The sequence below is a fragment of the Streptomyces sp. NPDC003011 genome (assembly GCF_053591515.1).
Genome location: NZ_JBSFTY010000003.1, coordinates 126,960 through 149,269, shown reverse-complemented (window position 1 = coordinate 149,269; position 22,310 = coordinate 126,960). Strand labels below are relative to the sequence as shown.

The following is a 22,310-nucleotide window of genomic DNA, read 5'->3' as shown; positions in this document are numbered from 1 at the left end:
TGGCGGCGTCTTCGCCGGTCACAGGCGCAGCGCGGTGCGCAGCAGCACGTCCGCTCCGGCGACGAGGTCGCCGCTCTTCGTGTCCTCCTCGGGCACATGGCTCACCCCGCCGATGCTCGGGACGAAGATCATGCCCATCGGGGCGATGTCCGCCACGATCTGCGCGTCGTGGCCGGCGCCGCTGGGCAGCAGCTGGTAGCGGTGGCCGAGTTCGGCGGCGCTGTCGGCGATCGCGTCCCGCAGGGTGCGGTCCGCCTGCGCCGGTTCGGTCCTGGTGCCCACCTCCACGTCGATCTCCAGGCGGCGCTCCTGGGCGACCGTGGCCACCAGATTGCGCACGGCCTGCTCCGCCAGTTCCAGCCGGACCGGGTTGCCGTCCCGCAGATCGACCGTCAGCTGCACCTCCTTGGCGATGGTGTTGGGCGAGTTCGGGCGGATGTCGAGCCGCCCGACCGTCGCCACGCGGCACAGCTGCTGCTCCTTGGCCAGCCCTTCGACCGCCAGCAGGATGCGGGCCGCGGCGGCCAGCGGGTCGCGCCGCATCTCCATGGGGGTGGTGCCGGCGTGTCCCGCCTCGCCGCGCACCACGACCGTCAGCACGGTGCGCCCGGTGATGCCGGTCACCACGCCGATGGGGTCGCCGCTGCTCTCCAGCACCGGCCCCTGCTCCACGTGGAGTTCGAGGTACGCGGCGACGGATCCCTTCGGCCAGACGGCGGTTTCGAGCGCGTCGAGGTCGCCGCCGGCCCGGGCGAGCGCGTCCCGCAGGGGCGTTCCGTCGTGGGCCAGCGGCTCGTCGGGCAGCTCGGCCAGGCGGCCGGCCAGCACCTTCGAGCCCCAGAACGGCTGCGGGAAGCGGGCGCCCTCCTCGTTGGCGAAGGCGACGGCGACCGGCTCGTGGGCCGGATCGACACCCGCCTCGAACACGGTCTGCAGTACTTCCAGCGCGGCGAGCACGCCGTATGTGCCGTCCAGGCGGCCGCCGTTGACCACGGTGTCGAGGTGCGAACCGATGAGCAGCGTCGGCCGCTCGGTACACGCGGCCCCCTCGGGCCTGCGCATCAGGATGTTCCCGGCGGCGTCCACGCCGGCGGTGAGGCCGGCGGCCTCGGCCTCACGGATCAGTTCGGCCCGCGCCTCGCGGTCCGCGTCGCTGAACCCCTCGCGGTCGATGCCTCCGGCGGCGACGCGGCCGATGCTCGCGAACTTCTCGATCCGGCCCAGCAGCCGGGCCGCGTCGATCGCAAGGACCGGCAGGCCGGGGGCGGGCGGCGAGGCAACCAGGTTCCTGGTCATCGCTTTCCCTCACTCTCAGAGCCGTCGTGACTGACCGAGCCATTCGGTCCGTCGGGGCCGTCGGGGCCGTTGAAGCCGTTGGAGCCGTCGTGCGTGGCGGGGTGCGCCAGGGCGGCGCCCGCCGCCAGGTCCGCGAGTGTCACCGGGCGCATGACGTCGGCGAGACTCACCTCGACGCCCTGCCGGCGCAGCCGGAAGACCACCTGCAGGGCCAGCAGCGAGTTGCCGCCCAGCGACACGAAGTCGTCGGTGCGCCAGACCCGGTCGAGGTAGAGCAGGTCCTGCCAGGCGGCGGCGATGGTCCGTTCCCGTTCGCCGCGCGGCATCGCACGGTCGTCGTACGCGTCCGCGGCGAGGGCGCGCGGGGTGGGCAGGGCCTTGCGGTCGACCTTGCCGTTGGCGTTGAGCGGCAGTGTGGCGATGCGCGTCACGATGCTTGGCACCATGTACGCCGGCAGCCGCTCGGCGAGGTGGGCGAGCACCTCCTGCTCGGGAATGTCCTCGTCGGACATGTAGTAGCCGACCAGGCGCGGGACCTTCTGGTCCCGGCCGATCACCGCCGCGACGGACTGCTTGACCGCCGGGTGCGCGACGAGAGCGGCCTCGATCTCTCCGAGTTCGACGCGGTATCCGTTCACCTTCAGCTGGTCGTCGTCGCGTCCCAGGAATTCCAGGGCGCCGCCGGGCAGCCAGCGGCCCAGGTCCCCGGTGCGGTACATGCGGGCGCCCGGAGCCGCGCCGAACGGGTCCGGCATGAAACGGTCGGCGGTCAGCCGGGGCCGGTTCGCGTAGCCGCGGACCACGCAGTCGCCGCCGATGTAGAGCTCGCCGGTGACGCCCAGTGGCACCGGGTTCAGGGCGTGGTCCAGCACGTACATGGTCGTGTTGGGGATGGCCCGGCCGATGGGCACCTGCTCCGCGGTGACCGGTCCGTCGACGACGTGGACCGTGTTGCCCACCGACGCCTCGGTGGGACCGTACTCGTTGAGGACCACGCTCTCGCGGTCCTTGCGCCGCCAGGAGTCGAGGATCCGGGTGGGGAAGGCGTCCGCGCCCACCGCGAGCGTGGTGGCCAGGCGCCGGGCCCGCTCGGGCGGCAGCAGCTGGTCCAGCAGGTCGAGGTGGCCGGGTGTCATCTTGATGAAGGTGAACGGGGCCAGCTCGTCCAGCCGGTCGGCCAGCGCCACCGAGTCCAGCGAGTCGTCCAGCATGCACAGCCGCTCGCCGGTCAGCAGCGGCGTGTACAGATTGGGGACGATCATGTCGAAGGCGATGGAGGAGAAGACCGGTGCTCCGCCGTGACCGCGCGCGGCGTAGCCCTCCTTGCACCAGCCCAGGTAGTTGACGACGCCGAAGTGCGGCACCAGGACGCCCTTGGGCAGCCCCGTGGAGCCCGAGGTGTAGATGACGTACATCAAGTTGTCCGGGGCGCTGGTGGGGCCGAGGTCGCCGTCGGGCAGGGCGGCTGCTTCCTCGGCCGCCCGCGCGGTGTGCCACACCGTCCACGGCCCCTCCGGGAGGCGCTGCGCGAACCGCTCCTCGGCCAGTACCAGTCGGGCGCCGGAGTCCTCCAGGAGGTACCGCAGTCGCTCGGCCGGGTACTGCGGCTCCAGCGGCAGGTAGGCGCCGCCGGCCTTGAGGACGGCCAGCAGGAGCACGACGAGTTCGGTGGTGCGTCCGGCCAGTACGGCGACCACGGTCTCCGGGCCGACGCCCTGCCGCACGAGCCGCCGGGCGAGACGGTTGGCCCGCCGGTTCAGCTCCGCGTAGCTCAGCTCGGTGGTGCCGTCGGTCACCGCGAGGGCGTCCGGGACCCGGCGCACCTGCTCCTCGAACAGCTCGTGCACGCAGCGGTCCACCGGGTAGGGGCGGTCCGGTCCGTTCCACTCCTTCAGCATCCGCCGGTAGGCGGGTCCGGTCAGCGGGCAGAGGTGCTCGTGGCGGGCGTCGGTGTCGGGCAGTGCGCCGAGGACCGTGAGGTAGCCGTCGCGGATGTCCTCGGCCTGCTCCCGGCAGAGCCGGTCGGTGGCGTGGTCGAGGCGGAGCCGCAGGCCCCCCTGCCGGGTGTGCAGGAAGGTGGTCGACAGGGCGTGGCTGGTCGGTTCGGACCGCAGTACGGTGTCCGGCTCGTACGGGGCGAAGTCGACGACGTGGTCGAAGAGTTCGCCGGCCTCCAGGTCCCACTGGATGCCGGCCAGCGGGTAGCGGCGGTGCGGCCGGGCCGCCTCCTCGGTGTCGTGCACCTGGCGCACCAGCCGGCCCCAGGTGGAGCCGGTCAGGTCCGCCCGCAGCGGGGTGACGTTGGCGTACATGCCGAGCGCGCCGGTGCCGTCCGTGCCCTCGGGGCGACCGTCGGTGACGACGCCGGTGATGACGGCCGCGCGGCCGGTGGCGACGCCGATGGCCTTGGCGTGGGCCGCCAGGAGGAGGCTGCGCAGCGGTACGCCCAGCTGCCCGGCGGTGGCGCGCAGGCGCTCGACGGTCTCCTCGGGGACCTCGCACTCGATCGTGCCGTGCGGGGCCGCGGGGTGCTGCTCGGGGCGGTGCGGCAGGGTGCAGGGCTCGCAGCCGGCGAGGGCGTCGGCCCAGAAGCGCTGGACCTCCTCGCAGGCGTCGGTGTGGCGTTCGAGGTCGACGAACTCCCGGAAGGCGGCGGTGAGGGCGGGCTCCTTCGGCGCCCGCGGGTCGTCGAGCAGACGGTGGTAGCGGTCGAGCACCTCGGTGCGGAAGGCGGTCCGGCCCGGGCCGTCGAGGAGCGCGTGGTGCTCGGTCTGCGTCCAGCGGAAGGTGTCGGCGGTGAGCCGGTGGACGAACAGGCGCACCAGCGGCGGACGTGTGACGTCGAAGGGCCGACCGCGCTCCGCCGCCGCCAGCTCGCGCAGCACGCGCTCCTGCCTCTCGGGCGCGATGCCGCGCAGGTCCGCGTATCGCAGGGGCAGTTCGACATCCTTGTGGACCAGTTGCTGCGGCTCCTCGCGGTCGCTGAGGTCGAAGCCGGTGCGCAGCACCGGGTGCCGCTCGGCGACGTCCTGGACGGCGCGGCGCAGCAGGGCCGGGTCGAGGGGCGCGTGGACGACGAGGCTGTGGACATTGTGGTAGGGCAGGGCCCGCGGATCGAGCTCCTGGTGGAAGACCATGCCGGTCTGCAGGACGGTCAGAGGGTAGGCGTCCACGACGGCGGCCTCGTCCTCGTCGCAGCCGGGGCGGTCTCCGGGCGCGGGGCCGGTCTCCGGGGCCGGGGGCCCCGTGCGATCCCGGGCGCCGTCCGGCGCGAGGGTCCAGTTGTTCATGACGGAAGTCGCTGACCTTTCGTGTTCGCTTGGACTGCTGCGGAGGGCGTGCCGGGCCGGCCCGGCACCGCGGGCGGGTCCGCTCACGCCACGGCGGCGGAGGCCCGCCGGCGGACGCCGCGAGGCCGCAGGTCCGTCCACACGGCCTCGATGCGGTCGAGGCACTCCTCACGCGTGCCGGTGGTGCCCTCGTCGCGCCACCCGGACGGGTTGGCGCGCGGCAGGGGCCAGATGGAGTACTGCTCCTCGTCGTTGAGGACGACCTTGTAGGAGGCCGCAGGGGTGGTGTGGGCGCTCATCGGTGCTCCCGTCGGGCGTGCGGGGTCGGGCAGGGGGTCAGGGCGGCGCGGACGGTGTCCAGCAGCGCGGTCTGAGCGGGGCGCAGGAAGAAGTGGTCGCCGGGCAGCACGTACCGGACGAACGGGCCGGTGGTCTCCTCGGCCCAAGGCGCCATGCGCTCGGCCGGCACCTCGCGGTCCTCGGTTCCGGCGAAGGCGACGACCGGGCAGGTCAGCGGGGCTTCGGGGCGGTACGTGTACGTCTCGCAGACGCCGAAGTCGGCGCGGATGGCGGGCATCAGCAGATCGAGGAGTTCCGGCTCGTCGTAGACCTCGTCGGGCAGGCCGCCCAGGCGGCGCAGCCGGTCGGTCACGGCCTCGTCCGGCTGGTCGTGGATCCGCGGCTGCTCGTGGCGCAGCCGGGGTGCCCGCCCGCCGGAGACGAACAGCGCGTGCGGTTCGCCCGCACCGCGCCGGCGCAGCTCCCGGGCCAGCTCGAAGGCGACGAGCGAGCCCATGCTGTGGCCGAACAGCGCGTAGGGGACGTCGAGTTCGCCGGTCAGCGCCGAGGACAGCGCGTCCACGAGCGGTGCCAGTCGCGTGTGCGGGCTCTCCCGCCAGCGGGTCTGGCGGCCGGGGTACTCGACCGGGCAGACCTCGATCTGCTCGCCGAGGGTGCCGCACCAGCCGGCGTAGACCGAGGCGGCTCCGGCCGCGTACGGGAGGCAGAACAGCCGGAGTGCGGGCACCGTCCGCCGCGGCGGCGCGACGATCCAGCCGCCGGCGCGCACGGCGGGCGCCGACCGGGATACAGCGGTTTCGTTCACGTGTGGGGCTCCGTGGTTCGTGGCTCGGTGGGCTGAGGGGCGTGGGGCCGCGTGGGCCGCTACGCCCGGACGGTCCGTCCGCTCAGTGGGACAGGAGCGCCTCGGCTTCGGCCTCGGACATGTCCTCCAGTTCCGCGAGGAGCTGGTCCTCGACGACCGCGGCGACATCGCGCAGGGTGGGGCTGTCGAACAGGACCCGGATCGGGATCTCGACGTCGAGTTCCTTGCGCAGGCGGATCACCGAGCGCATCGCGAGAAGCGAATCGCCGCCGAGGGTGAAGAAGTTGTCGCGCAGCCCGACGCGCTCGGCGCCCAGCATGCTCGCCCACACCCGCGCGACGGTCTGCTCGACCGGCGTCTCGGGTGCTTCGTAGCGCGGCCCGTCGTCGTCGGCCAGGTCCTCCGGCACGACGAGCGCCCGCCGGTCGACCTTGCCGTTCGCGGTGAGGGGCAGGCAGTCCAGTTCGAGGTAGACCCCGGGCACCATGTAGGCGGGGAGCTTGGCCCCGAGGAACTCGATGACGTCCTCGGGCACCCGGCTGCCCTCCTGCGGGACGACGAACGCGATCAACCGCTTCGCGCCGCGCTGTTCCCCCTGGACGACGACCACCGCGGCCCGCACCCGCGGGTGCTGCGTGAGCGCCGCCTCGATCTCACCGAGTTCGATGCGGTAACCCTGCACCTTGACCTGGAAGTCCTCACGGCCCAGGAACTCGATCTCGCCGCTGGGCAGGAAGCGCCCGAGGTCTCCGGTGCGGTAGAGGCGCCGGCCGGTCCGCGGGTGGACGATGAAGCTCGCGTCGGTCTTCACCTGGTCCCCCAGGTATCCGCAGGCCAGGCCGGCACCGCCGATGTACAGCTGTCCGGGGACGTTCGTGGGGCGCGGCCGCAGCGCCTCGTCGAGCACGTGGAAGGTCTGGTTGCGCATCGGCCGGCCGTACGGGACGCTCGCCCATTCCTCGGGCACCTCGCCGATCGGGTAGAGGATCGACCAGATCGACGCCTCCGTCGCCCCGCCGAGGCTGATGACCTCGGGCGAGCCGAGCGTGCGCCGGATGCGGTCGGGCAGCGTGACCGGGATCCAGTCGCCGCTGAGCATCACCGTCCGCAGCGGGCTGCCGGTGACCTCCTTGACGCTCATGTGCTCCACGAGCAGCTCCATCAGCGCCGGCACCGAGTTCCACAGGGTGACTTCGGCCCTGGTCACGAGGTCGAGCCAGGCCGCCGGGTCGCGGTGCGCGCCGGCGTCCGGCACGACGACCGCGCCGCCGACGGCGAGCGGGCCGAAGACGTCGTACACCGACAGGTCGAAGCTGAGCGAGGAGAGCGCGAGGACGCGGTCCTCGGCCCCCACCGAGAAGCGCTCGTTGATGTCGACGACGGTGTTGAGCGCCCCCCGGTGGTTGATCATCACGCCCTTGGGCAGACCGGTGGAGCCCGAGGTGAAGATGACGTACGCGAGGTCCTCCGCGGTGGTGTCGGTCCCGGGCAGCGGCAGGGCCGCGGCGGAGGCGTCGTACGGCAGCTCGTCCACGTGCAGGACCGTGCTCACGCCGGCGAACCGGTCCTCGCCGCTGGCCGCGACGTGTGCCTGGGTCAGGACGGCGCGCGCCCGGCTGTGTTCGAGAAGGAGACGAATCCGCTCGTCGGGCAGTTCGGGGTCGATCGGCAGATACGCGGCGCCCGCGGCGAGGATGCCCAGGACGGCGGCGGACTGCTCCCAGCCCTTCTCCATGACGACGGCGACCAGGTCGTTCGGCCGCGGGCCGAGCACGGCGAGGCGGCCGGCGATGTCCCGGGCGCGGGCGGCCAGTTCACCGTAGCTCAGCTCCCGGCCGGGGGTGATGACGGCGGGACGCTCGGGCGTGCGGGCCGCGTGCGCGAAGAACGGCTCGTGCAGGAGACCGGCCGGCTGCGGTCCCGCGGTGCCGTTGTACTCGTCCTGCGCGGCCAGCTCGGCCGCCGGGACGAGCAGCGGCGCGGGACGGCCCCAGTTGGCCTCGTCCTCGGCGAGCCCGCGCAGCAGGCGCAGGGTCGCGGCGTGGATCGCGGCCACCATGCCGTCGGGGAACAGGTCCTCGACGGCGTCGATGTCCAGCACGAGGGCGCCGTCCAGCTCGTAGACCTGCGCGTCGATCCACACCTGCGGGGTCTGCGAGATGCTGTACGCCACCTCGCCGAGCCGGCCCTCCTCGGCGTCGTTGGCGAGGAGGCTGGTGAACACGGCGGGCATGGCCGCCGCCGACTCGCCGCGCACCTTCTTCATCTCGCGCAGCACCCGGACGCCGCTGAACAGCCGGTGGTCCAGGTCGGTCACGAGCCGGTCGCGCACCGCGGCCACCCGCTCCTGGAACGGGACCGGGACGGTGGTGTCCAGTTCCAGCAGCGTCAGCGAGGTGAAGTCGCCGATGACGGCGTCGACCTCGGGGTGCAGCGGGAGCCGGTTGGCCAGCGGGAGGTTGAGGGTGAAGCGGCGGTTCTTCGACCAGGTGCCGAGCGCCTCGGCGTACGCCGCGAGCAGCAGGGCGGTGGGCGTGACGGCGCGCCGCGAGGCCGCCGTCTTCACCGACTCCCACAGGTCGCGCGGCAGCGCGCCGGCGGTGCGGGCGAAGCGCGGGGTGTCGATGGTGCGCGGGTCACGGGCGAGCGGCAGTCCGGGGGCGAGGGCGAGCTCCGGGACGCGCTCCTGCCAGTACCGCTCGGCGCGGCGGAAACGGTCGGTCCTCTCCAGGCTCCGCTCGGCCAGCACGTAGTCGCGGAAGGAGAGTGCGAGCTCGGGCAGTTCCGCGTCCGGGTCGGTGTAGAGGTGGGCGAGCTCGCTCATCAGCAGGTTGTACGCCCAGGCGTCGGTGATCAGTCCGTCGACGCTGAGGTGCAGCCGGCCGACGTCACCGGGCATGACGGTGGCCCGCAGCTCGAACAGCGGCCAGATGTCCGGTGTGAAGACCTGGTGGGACATCGCCTCGCGGGTGGTGTCCAGCGCGGTGCCCACCTCGTCGTCGGTCAGTCCGCGCAGGTCCTCGGTCGCGATGACGTAGTCGGGGACCTCGGCGAGGATCTGCTGCTCGCCGTGCTGGTGGACGACCGCCCGGAGCATGCCGTGCCGCTGGATGAGCCGGCGGAACGCCCGCTGCATGCGCGGCACGTCCAGGCCGGGGACGTCGAACTCCTCGTAGGCGTGCATGCCGACGTTGCCGAGCTCGAAGACGCCGGTGCGGCCGACGAGGTACGCCTGCTGGACGTCGGTCAGCGGGAAGGGGGCGCCGGCGTGGTCCGGGTCGGGGACGGCGACGGGCAGCGCCTCGGGGGCGGACCCGGCGGTGCCTTCGGCGCGGGCCGCGCGGACGGCGGCGGCGATGCCCCGGACGGTCGGATCGGCGACGAAGGTGCGCAGCGGCAGCTCGACGTCGCAGACCTTTCGGATCCGGCCGATGACCTGGGCGGCCAGCAGGGAGTGGCCGCCGAGTTCGAAGAAGCCCGCGGTGGGGTCGATGCCGGGCACGCCGAGCAGGTCGGACAGGACAGCGGCCACCTGGCGCTCGATGTCGTCCCGGTAGCGGGGGGCGTCCTCGGCGGCGGGCGGCTCGGCGGGCGTGTCGTCCTCGGGCGGGTCCAGCGGTGCGACCACGGCGTGGCAGCCGCCGGGTGCGGCACCGACGACACGGGGGACCGCCGCCTCCACGGCGGCGGGGCCGGTGTCGGCGGGCCAGCCGATGGTGGTCAGGGGCGTCGTGGACTGCCGTGCGTGGAGGGCGGCATGGGACTCGACGACGCGGGCGGCCGGCGCGTCACCCAGCAGGTGCACCTCGCAGGCGCGCACGCCGGGCGTCCGGTCGGCATGGGCGACGGCCGCGGCCAGCCGCTCGAGGACGCCGGCCTGCGGCGCGGTGGTGTCGAGCACGACGAGTGCGGTGGCCGGGCCGTCGGGCTGCTCCACGACGGTGGCTCCGGCGCGGGTCAGGGCCCGGCGGAACGCGCCGGTGAGCCGCTCGTCGCCGAGAAGCGTGTAGCGCGCGTCGCGGTGCCGGTCCGCAGTGGTGGCCGGGTGGAGGGGTTCGAGGGTCGGCAGGTAGCGGTGGCGGCCGCGGATCGCGACCACGGACTCCGGCGCCGGTCCCGTGAGCTCGGCGTGGAGGGCGGCGGTCAGGTGCCGCAGGGTCTGCGGGGACGAGGGCGTGGTGATGTCGAGCAGGGTCCGGGATCCGGGCCGGCCCGCGGCCGCCCAGTCGGTCAGCACAGCGAGCCGGGGCGTGAGGTGTTCCTCGCCGGTGACGTCGAGGACACCGCCGGCGACGACGGTCACGCGCGGTGCGTGCTCTGCTCGCCGCGCGAGCTCCTCGCACAGCGTGTCCAGCGCCGCCAGGGCGTCCGTGCCGCCGCCGGGCAGCCCGAAGAGCACCCCGGCGACGCTCTCCTCGCCGGCCGGCAGCGCGGCGGCGCACTCCTCGGGTGCGGCCAGGGCGCCGACCGGTATCTCCGTCACCTGCCCCCGCTCCGCGCGCAGTCGCTCCACGAGGCCGTCCAGCACCTCGCACGGCCCGTCGGTGACGACGAGCCAGCGGCCGGCGCCGTCCGGTCCCGGGGTGGCCGGTGCGGACCGGCGGACGCCGCGCACCGACAGCCCGTCCGCGCCGGACCGTGCCACCCGGCGGCCGCGCGGGGCGTCGACCCAGTGGCGGCGGCGCTCGAAGGGGTACGTCGGCAGGACGGTGCGGCGCGGGACGGCCCCGCCGTGCGGCACGGGCCGGTCGGCGGACACGCCCCGGCACCACAGCTCGCCCCGTGCGGTGAGGACGTCCCGGCGGGCGTCGCCGTCCTCGCCGGCCGTCGGCAGCGAGGCGACGGCGTCCCGGCCCTCGGAGCCGACCCGGGCGAGACCGGTGAGGACCTGGCCGGGGCCGATCTCCAGCAGGACGGCGGCACGCTCGCGGACGGTGCGCAGGCAGTCGTCGAAGCGGACGGTGGACGTCAGCTGACGGGACCAGTAGGCCGGGCTGGTGGCCTCCTCGTCGGTGATCCAGGTGCCGGTGACGTTGGAGAGGAACGGGATGCCCGGTGCCGACAGCGGCACCTCGGCGACCGCGCGCTCGAACGCGGTGGCCGCGTCCGCCATCATCGTGGAGTGGAAGGCGTGCGAGGTCCGCAGCCGCTTGGTGCGCACCTCGCGCCCGGTGAGCAGCGCCGTGAAGTCCTCGATCGCGGTGACGGGCCCGGACACCACGCACTCACGCGGCCCGTTGACCGCCGCCAGGGCCAGGCCGCCGGGGAGCAGCGGCAGCAGTTCGGCCTCCGGCAGGGGCACCGCCAGCATCGCGCCGGGCGGCGCCTCCTGCATCAGGCGCCCGCGCTCGGCGACCAGCCGCAGCGCGTCCTCAAGCGTCAGCACCCCGGCGAGGCACGCGGCGACCAGCTCCCCAAGGCTGTGCCCGAGCATGGCCGACGGCCGCACGCCCCAGGACATCCACAGCTTGGCCAGCGCGAACTCGACGACGAACAGTGCCGGTTGGGCGTAGCGGGTGGTGCCGATCGCCTCGCGTGCGGCGTCGCGCTCCGCGTCGGCCGGGTGGAGCAGCTCACGGAGGTCGCGGCCGAGGCACGGCAGCAGGATCTCGGCGGCACGGTCGACCTCGGTGCGGAACACCGGCTCGCACGCGTACAGGGCGTGGCCCATGCGGATGCGCTGGGTGCCCTGCCCGGAGAAGGCGAAGACGGTCTCGCGGCCGGTGTCGGTGACGTGCGCGCCGGGCCCGGGCAGCAGGGCCGCCGCGGCCTCGGCGACGCTGTCGGCGACGACGAACCGCCGGTACGGCAGCGCGCGACGGCCGCTCCGCAGCGTGTGGGCGACGTCGCCGAGCCGCTCTTCGGGGTGGGCGCGCAGGTGCGCGGCAAGGCCGGCCGCGAGGGCGTCCAGCGCGGTGGGGGTGGCGGCGGACAGCGGCAGCAGCCGCGGACCGTCCTCGGGGGTGGCGTCGGCCGCGCGCTCCGGTGCCCGCTCCAGCACGACGTGGGCGTTGGTGCCGCCGATGCCGAAGGAGCTCACCCCGGCGCGCAGCACGTCGCCCTGCCACGGCGTCAGGGCCGTGTTCACGTGGAACGGGCCGTCGTCCAGGGCGAGCCGGGGGTTCGGCGCGGTGTGGTGCAGCGTCGGCGGAAGCTCGCGGGCCTTCAGGGCGAGCACCGTCTTGATCAGCCCGACCACGCCGGCGGCGGTGTCCAGGTGACCGATGTTGGTCTTCACCGAACCCAGCGCGCAGCGGTGGCCCTGGCCCGCGGAGGCGAACACGCTCCGCAGCGCGGTCACCTCGATGGGGTCGCCGAGCGTGGTGCCGGTGCCGTGCGCCTCGACGTACGAGACGGTGACCGGGTCGGTTTCCGACACCGCGAGCGCCTCCGCGACGACGTCGGCCTGTCCGTCGACGCTCGGCGCGGTGAAGCCGACCTTCCGGGCGCCGTCGTTGTTGACGGCCGATCCGCGGATCACCGCGTGGATCACGTCGCCGTCGGCGAGCGCGTCGTCGAGGCGCTTGAGCACCACCACGCCGGCGCCGCTGCCCGGCACCGTGCCCGAGGCCCCCTGGTCGAAGGCCCGGCAGTGCCCGTCCGGCGAGACGACACCGCCCTCCTCGTACCGGTAGCCCCTGTCCTGGCCGGCGACGACGGTCGCGCCGCCGGCCAGCGCGACGTCGCACTCGCCGCTGCTCAGCGCCTGGCACGCCATGTGGACGGCGACCAGTGAGGTGGAGCAGCCGGTCTGCACGCTGACGCTCGGGCCGCGCAGGTTGAGCTTGTAGGACACCCGGGTCGGCATGAAGTCCTTGTCGTTGCCGAGCGAGGTCTGGAACGCGCCGATCCGCTCCACCAGGCCGTCGTCGGCGAGGAGGTTCTGCAGCAGGTAGGAGCTCTCCCCGACACCGGCGTAGACACCGGTCACCGTCTCGTCGCCGTCGCCCGGACACCCCGCGTGCTCCAGCGCCTCCCAGGCGCACTCCAGGAAGATCCGGTGCTGCGGGTCCAGCATCTGCGCCTCGCGCGGCGAGAAGCCGAAGAAGGCGGCGTCGAACCCGGCGATGTCGTCGAGCGCGCCGAACGCCCGTACCAGACCGGGCCGGGCCAGTTCCTCGGGGGTGACGCCGGCGGCGAGCAGTTCCTCGTCGGTGAAGGTCCGGATGGACTCCACGCCGTCGCGCAGGTTGCGCCAGAAGTCGTCCGGGGTGCGGGCCCCGGGTACGCGCAGGGACATTCCGACGACGGCCACGGCGCCCGCGGGCATCCGGTTGTCGTCAGTGGTCCCGGTGGTCCCGGTGGTCTCGATGGTCACTGTGTGTCTCCTGACTCTCGGGTCTCGTTCGCCCGCCGTCGTGTCGCTCGCGCGCCCTGGTGCTGTCTGCGCGCCTCCGCCCTGCGGCGCCCCCGGGTCCCCATGGGCCCGCCGGGCTCCTCGGCCCCGGCCAGGTGCCGGGCGAGGGTGCGCACGGTCGGGTGGCGGAACAGCTCCACGACCGGGACCTGCCGGCCGAGCGCATCGGCCAGCCGGGACTGCACCCTGACGACCAGCAGCGAATGGCCGCCGATCTCGAAGAAGTTGTCGTCGGCGCCCACGTGGTCCCGGACGAGCACCTCGCACCAGACCGCCGCGACCGCGCGTTCGGTCTCGCTCGCGGGCGCGCCGCGTCCGGCGGCGGACGCCGGGCCGGCGGGGGGCGGCAGGGCCCGCCGGTCGGTCTTGCCGCTCTCACCGCGCGGCAGCCGGTCCAGGACGACGATCGCGGCCGGCACCATGTACGGCGGCACCCGCTGCGCCAGGTGCGCCCGCAGCCGATCCGTCGGCACGGGCCCGGCGACGGCGGCGTACCCGACGAGCATCGGCTGTCCGGGGGTGTCCTCGCGCAGCAGCACCGCCGCGTCGCGCACCTCGGGATGCGCGGCGAGGGCCGCCTCGATCTCGCCGAGCTCGATGCGGAAGCCGCGCAGCTTGACCTGGTCGTCCCCGCGGCCGAGGAACTCCAGCACCCCGTCCGCCGTACGCCGGGCGCGGTCCCCCGTCGCGTACATCCGTTCGCCGGGGCCGCCCCATGGATCGGGCAGGAAGTGCCCGGCGGTGCGGGCGGGGTCGCCCACGTAGCCGTGCGAGACGCCCGGCCCGGCGAGGTACAGCTCGCCGGGGACACCGGGCGGCACGGGGCCGAGGGCCGTGTCCAGCACGTAGGCGCGCACCCCGGGCAGCGGGCGGCCGATCGGGACGGTCGAACCGGAGACGTCACCCGCGCCGGGCTCGTGGACGGTGGCGGTGATGGTCGTCTCCGTCGGACCGTACGCGTTCAGCCAGCGCGGGTGCGCGGGTGCCGCGGCCCGCCACACGGCGAGCCGGCCGGCGTCGACCCGCTCGCTGCCGACGACGACCAGGCGCAGCTGTGGACACGCCGACGGCGGGTGCCGGTCCAGGGCGGACACCCACTCGTGCCAGTACGAGGCGGGCAGGTTGAGCACCGACAGCCGTTCGCGGCGGGCCAGCGACACCATGTCGCCGATCCCGGGCACCGGCCCGGCGGGCGGCAGGACGACGGCGCCGCCGCGCAGCAGCGTGGCGAACAGTTCCTCGGCCGCCACGTCGAAGGTGGGCGACGCGAACTGCAGGACCCGGTCGTCGGGTCGGAGCGCGTACCGCTCCGCGACCGCCGCGAGGGTGTGCACGAGGTTCGCGTGGCTGACGCGGACGCCCTTGGGACGGCCGGTCGTGCCGGAGGTGTAGAGGATGTAGGCCGGTGCGGCCGGATGGACGTCGACCGGCTGCGGTGCCCGGTCCGGTACGGGTGTGTCGAAGGCGTCCTCGACCGGCGCGTAGGGGGTGTCGCCGCAGGGCGGTACCGCCGAGGTGCGCGAGCCGAGGACCAGAACGGCCCGGGCGTCGGCGAGGACGTGCGCGAGGCGTTCGCGCGGGGCGCGGGCGTCCATGGGGACGTAGGCCGCGCCCGTCTTGAGGATCCCGAGCAGTGCCGTCGGCCAGTCCAGGCAGCGGTCCATGGCGACCACGACGGTGTCCCCCGGGTGCACGCCCCGCGCCCGCAGGTACCGGCACACGGCGTCGGAGCGCTCCTCCAGCCGGGCGTAGCTGACGGTGTGCCCGTCCTGGCTGAGCGCGGTCCGCTCGGGCATGCGCCGGGCGACGGCGCCGACCAGCGCGTGCAGCGTGGTCCCCGCCGGCACCGGCGTGCGGGCCGGCCCGGCTGCCGGGACGCCGAGTTCGTCCGCGCTCAGCATCCCCAGCGCCGACACCCGGGCGGCGGGCTCCGCGAGCGCCGACCGGAGCAGGCTCAGGTAGTGCCGCATCATCCGCTCGACCGTCGCCCGGTCGAACAGGTCCACGTCGTACTCCACGTGCCCGCACAGCTCACCGGCCGCCGTCGGGGCCTCGTCCCAGGCGACCGTGAGGTCGAACTTCGCTATGCCGCACGGCACTTCCCGCACCGCGACCGACAGGCCGGGCAGGGCCGTCGTGGTCCGCGCCACGTTCTGCTGGGAGAACATCACCTGGAACAGCGGCGGCCGGCCCGGGTCGCGGGGCGGCCGTACGGCCTCCACGACCTGCTCGAAGGGCACGTCCTGGTGGTCGTAGGCGCCGAGGAGGGTCTCCCTGACGCGCTCCAGCAGTTCGGCGAAGGTCGGTTCGTCCTCCCAACGGGTGCGCAGTACCAGGGTGTTGACGAAGAAGCCGATGAGCTGTTCCAGTTCGGGGCGGGTCCGCCCGGAGACCGGCGAGCCGACGCTGACGTCCCGGACGCCCGCGTACCGGCCGAGCAGCAGCTGGAAGACGGCCAGCAGCGCCATGAACGCGGTCACCCCGTGGGCGCGGCTCACCTCGGCGAGCCGCGCGGCCAGCGGTGCCGGCAGCCGCAGCGGGAGCACCTCGCCGGTGTACCGGGGCACGGCCGGGCGCACGCGGTCGGTCGGCAGGTCCAGGGTGGGCGGAGCGCCCCGCAGGCGCTCGGTCCAGTAGGCCCGTTGCCGGTCGCCGACGCCCGCGTCGAGGAAGCGGCGCTGCCACTCGGCGTAGTCCGCGTAGCCCACCGCGAGCGGGGCCGGCGGCTGCGCGTCGGCGTCGGTCGCCGCTGCGTACAGGGCGCCGAGGTCGCGCAGGAGGACGTCCACGGACCAGCCGTCGGAGGCGGCGTGGTGCAGGGTGAGCAGCAGTTCGTGCCGGTCGTCGGCCGACCTGAGCAGCCGGGCCCGCAGCAGCGGCCCCCGCTCCAGGTCGAACGGCCTGCGGGCTTCGAGCGACGCGGCCTCCTCGACGGCGGCGTCCCGTTCGCGTCCGGTCAGGTGGCTCAGGTCCTCGATGTGCAGGCGGACGTCCGGGTCGGCCACGATCACCTGCCGCGGTTCGCCCGCCGCGTCCGCGACGAGCCGGGTGCGCAGGGAGGCGTGGCGTGCCACCAGCCCGCGCAGCGCCGCGGCGAGCGCCGGCACGTCGAGCGGGCCCTCGACGGACAGCGCCAGCGGCACGTTGTAGAGCGCGCCGCCCGGGGCGAGCCGGTCGAGGAACCACAGGCGCTGCTGGGCGTACGACAGTCGGTGCGGGCCCTCGCCGGCCGGTGTCAGCGGCGGGTGGTCCCGCACGCCGCCCGCGGTGGCCAGCCGGGCGGCGAGCCGTTCGACGGTGGGCGCCTCGAACACGTCCCGCACCCGGGTCCGGGCGCCGAGCCCGGCCTCGATGCGGGACGCGGCCCGCGCCGCCAGCAGGGAGTGCCCGCCGAGGGCGAAGAAGTCGTCGTGGGCGCCGATGTCCCGGACGCCGAGCAGTTCCTCCCAGATCCCCGCGATGAGTTCCTGCCGTGGACCGGCCGGTGCCACCCGGTTCGCGGCCTGCACGGCGTGCTCGTCGCGGACGTCGGGCAGGGCCCGCAGGTCCACTTTGCCGTTCGGGGTGATGGGCAGCGCGGGCAGCGTGACGTACCGGGCGGGCACCATCGCGCCGGGAAGCCGCTCGGCCAGGTGGGCGCGCAGCTCGCGCGGTTCGGCCGGGCGGCCGTCCTCGGGGACGACGTACGCCACCAGCTCTCGCCCGTCACCCTCTCCGCGCACGGCGACCACGGCCGCCCCCACGCCGGGGTGGGCGGCGAGCACGCTCGCGATCTCGTCCGGTTCGATGCGGACGCCGCGGATCTTCACCTGCGAGTCGGCCCGGCCCAGGCATTCGAGCACGCCGTCCTCACGCCAGCGCGCCACGTCTCCGGTCCGGTAGAGGCGTTCGCCGACGCCGAACGGGCTCGGCACGAAGCGCTCCGCGGTGAGGTCCGGGCGGCCCACGTAGCCGCGTGCGAGACCGGCACCCGCGAGGAAGAGCTCACCGGGGACGCCGATGCCCGTCTCACGGCCGGACTCGTCGAGCACGTGCAGCCGGGTCTGTGCGATGGGCCGGCCGATGGGGACGCGGGCCGCGCCGGGATCCGGGTCCACGGGGTCGTGGGTGCTCGCGAAGGTGGTGCCCTCGGTGGGACCGTAGCCGTTGACGAGGCGGACCGCGGGCGTGGCCCGGCGTACGGCGGCGACCCGCCGGGCGTCCGCCGGCTCGCCCCCGAAGAGCAGGGTCCGCAGTGACCCGAACATGGCCGGTCCGGCGTCCGCGCACTGGTGGAAGAGGGCGGTGGTGAGGAACATGACGCTCACGCCGGCCGCCTCGATCCGCGCCCTCAGCAGCTCCGGCGAGAGCACGTCGTCCTTGCGGATCCCCACGAGGCGAGCGCCGTTCAGGAGAGCACCCCAGACTTCGAGCGAGGCCGCGTCGAAGGAGACGTTCGCCGCCTGGGCCACGACGTCGTCGGGTCCCAGCGGGAGATACGCGGCGTCGCACACGAGGCGCACGATCCCTCGGTGGGTGGTCTCGACGCCCTTGGGCCGGCCGGTGGAGCCGGACGTGTAGAGCACACAGGCCCGCTGCTCGGGGTGCACGGCGGGCAGCGGCGCCCGCGCGGTGCAGCGGGCCAGCTCCTCGACCTGGACGACGGGAACGGTGCCCGCGAAGGCGACGTCCCGGTCGGCGAGTACGACGCACGCTCCACTGTCCTCCACCATGTACGCCAGCCGCGACGCCGGATGCCCCGTGTCGAGCGGCAGGAAGGCGGCGCCGGCGGTGACGACCGCGAGCATGGCGACGACGAGGGACGCGGACTGCTCCATCGCCAGCCCGACCACGGCCTCCGGGGCGACACCGCGCGCCACCAGGGCGTGTGCCAGCCGTTCGGAGCGCGCGGCGAGTTCGCCGTAGGTGAGGGTCTCGTCGGTGAAGTCCAGGGCCACGGCGTCGGGGGTCAGCCCGGCCTGTGCGCGGAATGCCGCCACCAGGTGCCCGGCCCGCGGTTCGCCGCCCTCGGTCCCCCACACGGCCAGCAGGTCCCGCTCCTCGGGTGTGGTGTGCACGAGCCGGGACACCTGGGTGGCGGGAGCGTCGAGCGCGGCGGTGAGCAGGGTCACGCAGTGGCCGGCCGTCCGCTCGGCCGTGTCCCGGTCGAACAGGTCGGTGTCGTAGGTGAGAGCGCCGCACCACTCGCCCGACTCCAGCGGAGCGCTGTCCCAGGCGACGGTCAGGTCGTAGCCGTCGAGGGGTGCGTTCTCCAGGGCGAGCGCGACCCGCAGCCCGTCGGTCTGCGGTGTTTCCCGGGTCCGGTGCAACAGGGTGCCGAAGTCCGGGTCGTCCTCCCAGTGGGTGCGGTACGCCCGTGTGCCGTCGGGTCCCGGAGAGGCGACGGCGACGTCCTTGACGCCGGCACAGCGGCCCATCATCAGCTGGAACGCCGTCAGCAGCGGGACGAGGACGGGCACTTCCCGCTCCCGGCTCACCTCGGTGAGGAGCCGGGCGGTGGCCGCGTCCAGCCGGAGGGGGATCGCGGCGCCGGGGTTCCCGCCGCGCCGCGCCGCACGGGGCCGGTCGGTCACCAGGTCCAGCACGGGCGCCTGGGGTTCGCGCGTCATCGTGCCCCCTCCCCCACCAGGGCGCCGGGCTCTCCGGCCGTGACACCCGTCACGCGCCCGGCGTCGAGGGTCACGACCCGGTCGGCGTCCGCGAGGGTGTCGCGCCGGTGGGCGATGGTGAGGACCGTCGTGCCGGCCAGCTCGCTCGCGAGGATGCGCTGGATACGGGCGTCGGTCTCCGCGTCCAGGTTCGAGGTCGCCTCGTCGATCAGGACGATCCGCACCTGGTCGAGCAACGCCCGGGCCAGGCAGAGCAGTTGGCGTTCACCCGCGCTGAACTGCGTCCCACCGCCGACGACGGCGCGGTCGAGCCCGCCGGGGAGCCGGAGGAACCGGTCGGCGAGGCCGACCTTGTCGAGCACGGCCTCGATGTCGGCGTCGGTGAAGGCCCGGCGCGGGTCGAGGTTCTCGCGCAGGCTGCCCGGCAGCAGCACCGGCTCCTGGGGGACGACCGCGACGGCGGAGCGCAGGTCCCGCAGACGGAGGGCGGAGATGTCCACGCCGTCGACGACGATCCGGCCGCCCTCGATGTCGACGAACCGCAGCACGGCGGCGAACAGGCTCGACTTGCCGCTGCCGGTGCGGCCGACGACGCCGACCTTCTCGCCCGCGGGGGCGTGGAAGGAGACGGCGTCCAGGGCGGCGGGGCCGCCGTCCTCGTAGCGCAGGGTGACGCCCTCGAAGCGGATGTCACCGGTGGCGGGCCAGCCCTCGGGGGCACGGTCGCCGTCCGCCGGTTCGGTCGGCAGCCGCGTGTAGTCGTGGACGCGTTCGAAGCTCGCGAGTGCCAGGTCCATCGTCTGGACGGTCATCAGGCTCATGGCGAGCGTTTCGATCAGCATGTACACGAAGCTGATGCCGACACCGGTGGTGCTCGCGCGGACGCCGCTCTGCAGGACCATCAGCGCGGCGAAGCCGAACAGGACGGCCGCGCCGACCAGGTCGAGGCGCAGGTTGAAGTACCGGCTCAGTGAGTTGACGGTGTAGTCGGCGTAGTGGGCGGTGCGCACCCGCTCCCGGAAGGCCGCCTCGTAGCCCGCCACGCGGGTGGCGCGGCCCTCGATCGTCGTGACGCCCTCGACCGCCTCGGCGACCAGGGAGAGCACCGGCTCCCTCGCCTGCTTCGACAGCCGGGACGCCTCGACCGTGCTGGACCTGGTGCGGCGCTGCCAGCGCAGGTACACCAGCAGCACGAGGGGGGTGAAGACGAGGGTGACGGGGCTGGTGACGGCGAGCGCGAGCAGCGGGACCACCATGCCGACGGCGATCTTGAGGGTGTCCATGGTGTATTCGGGCAGTTCGAGGTCGATCGTCTCGGTGTCCGCGGAGAAGCGGCTGAGCACCCGGCCCGAGGGGTTCTTGTCGAAGAACGGCATCGGCGCGCGCAGCACCTTCTCCAGCATTCCCTTGTGCAGGCTCTGCCCGGCCTTGACGCCCCGCGAGAAGCCGAAGCTGAACAGGCCGCGGTCCAGCCACAGCGTGAGCAGGCCGATCCCGGCGAACACACCGGCGTACAGCGCGGTGTCCTCGCCCGCCCGGTCGGTCCACAGGCCGAGCCAGAAGGACGAGGCGCCCAGCGCGCTCTGTCCGGCGACGGCCAGCCCGATCAGTGCCACGAGCAGCAGTCCCGGCGTCAGCACGCGCAGGTAGCCGCGGTAGGTGTCGGCGAGGACCTTGCCGCCCTTGACCGGCGGCTCGGCCTCGGGCCCGGCGCCGGCGGCGGGCTCGGCGTCGGCGTCCGTGGCCTCAATGGCCTCGGTGTCGCGGGCGCCGGCGGCCTCGGCGATGACCGGCAGCAGCTCCGGCATGCCCGCGGCGACCTCGTCGAAGGCGCCCGACGCGACCACGCGGCCCTCGTCCACGACGACGACCCGGTCGGCGCGGCGCGCGAAGTCCAGGCGGTGGGTGACCACGATCCGGGTGCGCCCGGCGAGCACGCCGAGGAACAGCTCGTCCAGGATGGTGCCGGCCACCGTGTCGTCGACGGCGCTGGTCGGGTCGTCCACGAGGTAGACGTCGGCGTCTTCGTAGGCGGCGCGGGCGAGCGCGATGCGCTGGCGCTGGCCGCCGGAGAGGTTGGTGCCGCGCTCGCCGATCACCGTGGCGTCCCGCAGCGGCATGGCGGCCAGGTCGGCCTCCAGGGCGGTGGCCCGCACCACGGCGGCGTACCGCTCGGGGTTCTCGGGTGAGAAGCAGCGGATGTTCTCCGCGACCGTGCCCTGCATGATCCATGCCTTCTGCGGCAGGTGGACGACGCTGCCCGCCACGTCGGCGGTGCCGGACACCGGCCGCAGGGTCCTGGCGAGCGCCCCGAGCAGCGCGGACTTGCCGCTGCCGACCCGGCCGAGGACACAGACCAGTTCGCCCGGCGCGATCCGCAGGTCGACGTCGTGCAGGCAGGGCGTCTCCTCCTCGGCCGCGGGCCACGCGAAGGACGCGTCCGACAACTCGACGCTCCCCGCGGGCGCCGCGCTCGCGGGGACGGGCGCGGCGTCGGGCGCCGTCAGGAACGTCGTCATCCTGCCGAGAGCGACCCGCCACTCGTTGCGCATGTCGAGGTAGCGGACCAGTTCGGGCAACTGGGAGCGCAGCACGGTGAGGACGGCGACGGCGGAGAACACGTCGGCCGCGCGCAGCTGGTGCCCGAGGGCCACGTAGGTGATCAGGGTGATGCTGACCATCAGCACCGGTACGGCCGAGTTGACCAGGTAGAGCGTCGCGAGCCGCTTCTGCCGGCGCACCAGCAGCTCACCGAGCACCGTGCGCTCCCTGGTGACCGCCCGCTCCGCGACGTCCTCCCAGCCGTGGGCGCGCAGGGTGCGCACAGCGCCGAGGAACTCGCCGACCAGCCCGATCCGTACGCCGTTGACGTCGCGGATCGCCGGCACCAGCGCGTAGACCCGTTCGTTGGCGACGTGCGACAGGGCGAGCCCGGCGACCAGGACGACGATGCCGACGAGGCCGGCCCAGCCCAGCAGGACGCACAGGATCACGCTGGACCCGGCGATGCCCAGCGGCACCGCCCATGCCATGTGGATGAACGACATCTGCCCGACCCGCATCGAGTCCGACGAGACAAGGGTGATCATCTCGCCCGCCGGGTGGCCGGCCCGGGCGCCGCGGTCCATGCGCAGGTACTTGCGCAGGACCTGGGTGCGCAGCAGCGCGTTGACGGCGTGCGTGTTCTTCCACGCCTCGGACCACTGGTGCTTGTGCGCCAGGGAGTCCAGGAGGTGGAAGCCGCCCAGGCTGGCCGCGACGAGCAGTCCCTGCGCCACCGCGCCCCGCCGGTCCTGCTCGAACCACTGGATCATCTCCCGCACCAGCAGCGGACCGAGGGTCGCGCACAGCTGGTAGGCGAGGAAGATCAGTGCCGCGCCCCAGAAGCGCCGCCGGCAGGTCCGGTACAGCGCGCCGCGCAGACCGTCCGGGCGGGCGCGGCGCTCGGCGTAGGCCCGTTCGAACTCCGGCGTCAGACGCTCGATGTGGTCGTACGACGGGGGCGTCAGGCTGTCGGAGATCGTCAGGGACCGCCGCATCCCCGTCTTCACCAGTGGCCCGGGCCAGCTGATGAAGAGGCGGGAGAGGAATCCCGCGCCGCCCTCCTCACTCGGGCGGCTCGGGGTGTCGTTCTGTGCCACGTCGGACTCGTC

7 protein-coding genes are annotated in these 22,310 nt (G+C 74.2%); all 7 read right to left on the bottom strand.

The features are described from left to right. Positions 1–18 precede the first annotated feature (18 nt). On the bottom strand, positions 19–1,296 hold the full coding sequence (locus tag ACWD0J_RS02845; protein WP_451493926.1) for an allantoate amidohydrolase: 1,278 nt from the start codon (positions 1,294–1,296) through the stop codon (positions 19–21). Beyond that, complete coding sequence (locus ACWD0J_RS02840) at positions 1,293–4,586, bottom strand: non-ribosomal peptide synthetase (RefSeq protein WP_451493925.1); 3,294 nt, start codon at positions 4,584–4,586, stop codon at positions 1,293–1,295. The genes ACWD0J_RS02845 and ACWD0J_RS02840 overlap by 4 nt, the downstream gene beginning before the upstream one ends. A gap of 83 nt (positions 4,587–4,669) precedes the next feature. Continuing rightward, positions 4,670–4,885, bottom strand: coding sequence for an MbtH family protein (locus tag ACWD0J_RS02835; protein WP_451493924.1), 216 nt, complete (start codon positions 4,883–4,885; stop codon positions 4,670–4,672). Next, the gene (locus tag ACWD0J_RS02830; protein ID WP_451493923.1) at positions 4,882–5,691 is read right to left on the bottom strand and encodes a thioesterase II family protein; all 810 of its coding nucleotides are present in this window, start codon (positions 5,689–5,691) and stop codon (positions 4,882–4,884) included. Before ACWD0J_RS02830 ends, ACWD0J_RS02835 begins: the two co-directional genes overlap by 4 nt. A gap of 82 nt (positions 5,692–5,773) precedes the next feature. Next, the gene (locus ACWD0J_RS02825; protein ID WP_451493922.1) at positions 5,774–13,009 is read right to left on the bottom strand and encodes a hybrid non-ribosomal peptide synthetase/type I polyketide synthase; all 7,236 of its coding nucleotides are present in this window, start codon (positions 13,007–13,009) and stop codon (positions 5,774–5,776) included. Beyond that, a complete protein-coding gene (locus tag ACWD0J_RS02820) occupies positions 13,006–18,657 on the bottom strand; it encodes an amino acid adenylation domain-containing protein (protein WP_451493921.1) in 5,652 nt (1,883 codons plus the stop codon). Before ACWD0J_RS02820 ends, ACWD0J_RS02825 begins: the two co-directional genes overlap by 4 nt. Then, positions 18,654–22,298 carry an ATP-binding cassette domain-containing protein gene (locus ACWD0J_RS02815; RefSeq protein ID WP_451493920.1) on the bottom strand — a complete coding sequence of 1,215 codons (3,645 nt, stop codon included), beginning with the start codon at positions 22,296–22,298 and terminating at the stop codon, positions 18,654–18,656. The genes ACWD0J_RS02820 and ACWD0J_RS02815 overlap by 4 nt, the downstream gene beginning before the upstream one ends. Between the last annotated feature and the right edge of the window lie 12 nt (positions 22,299–22,310).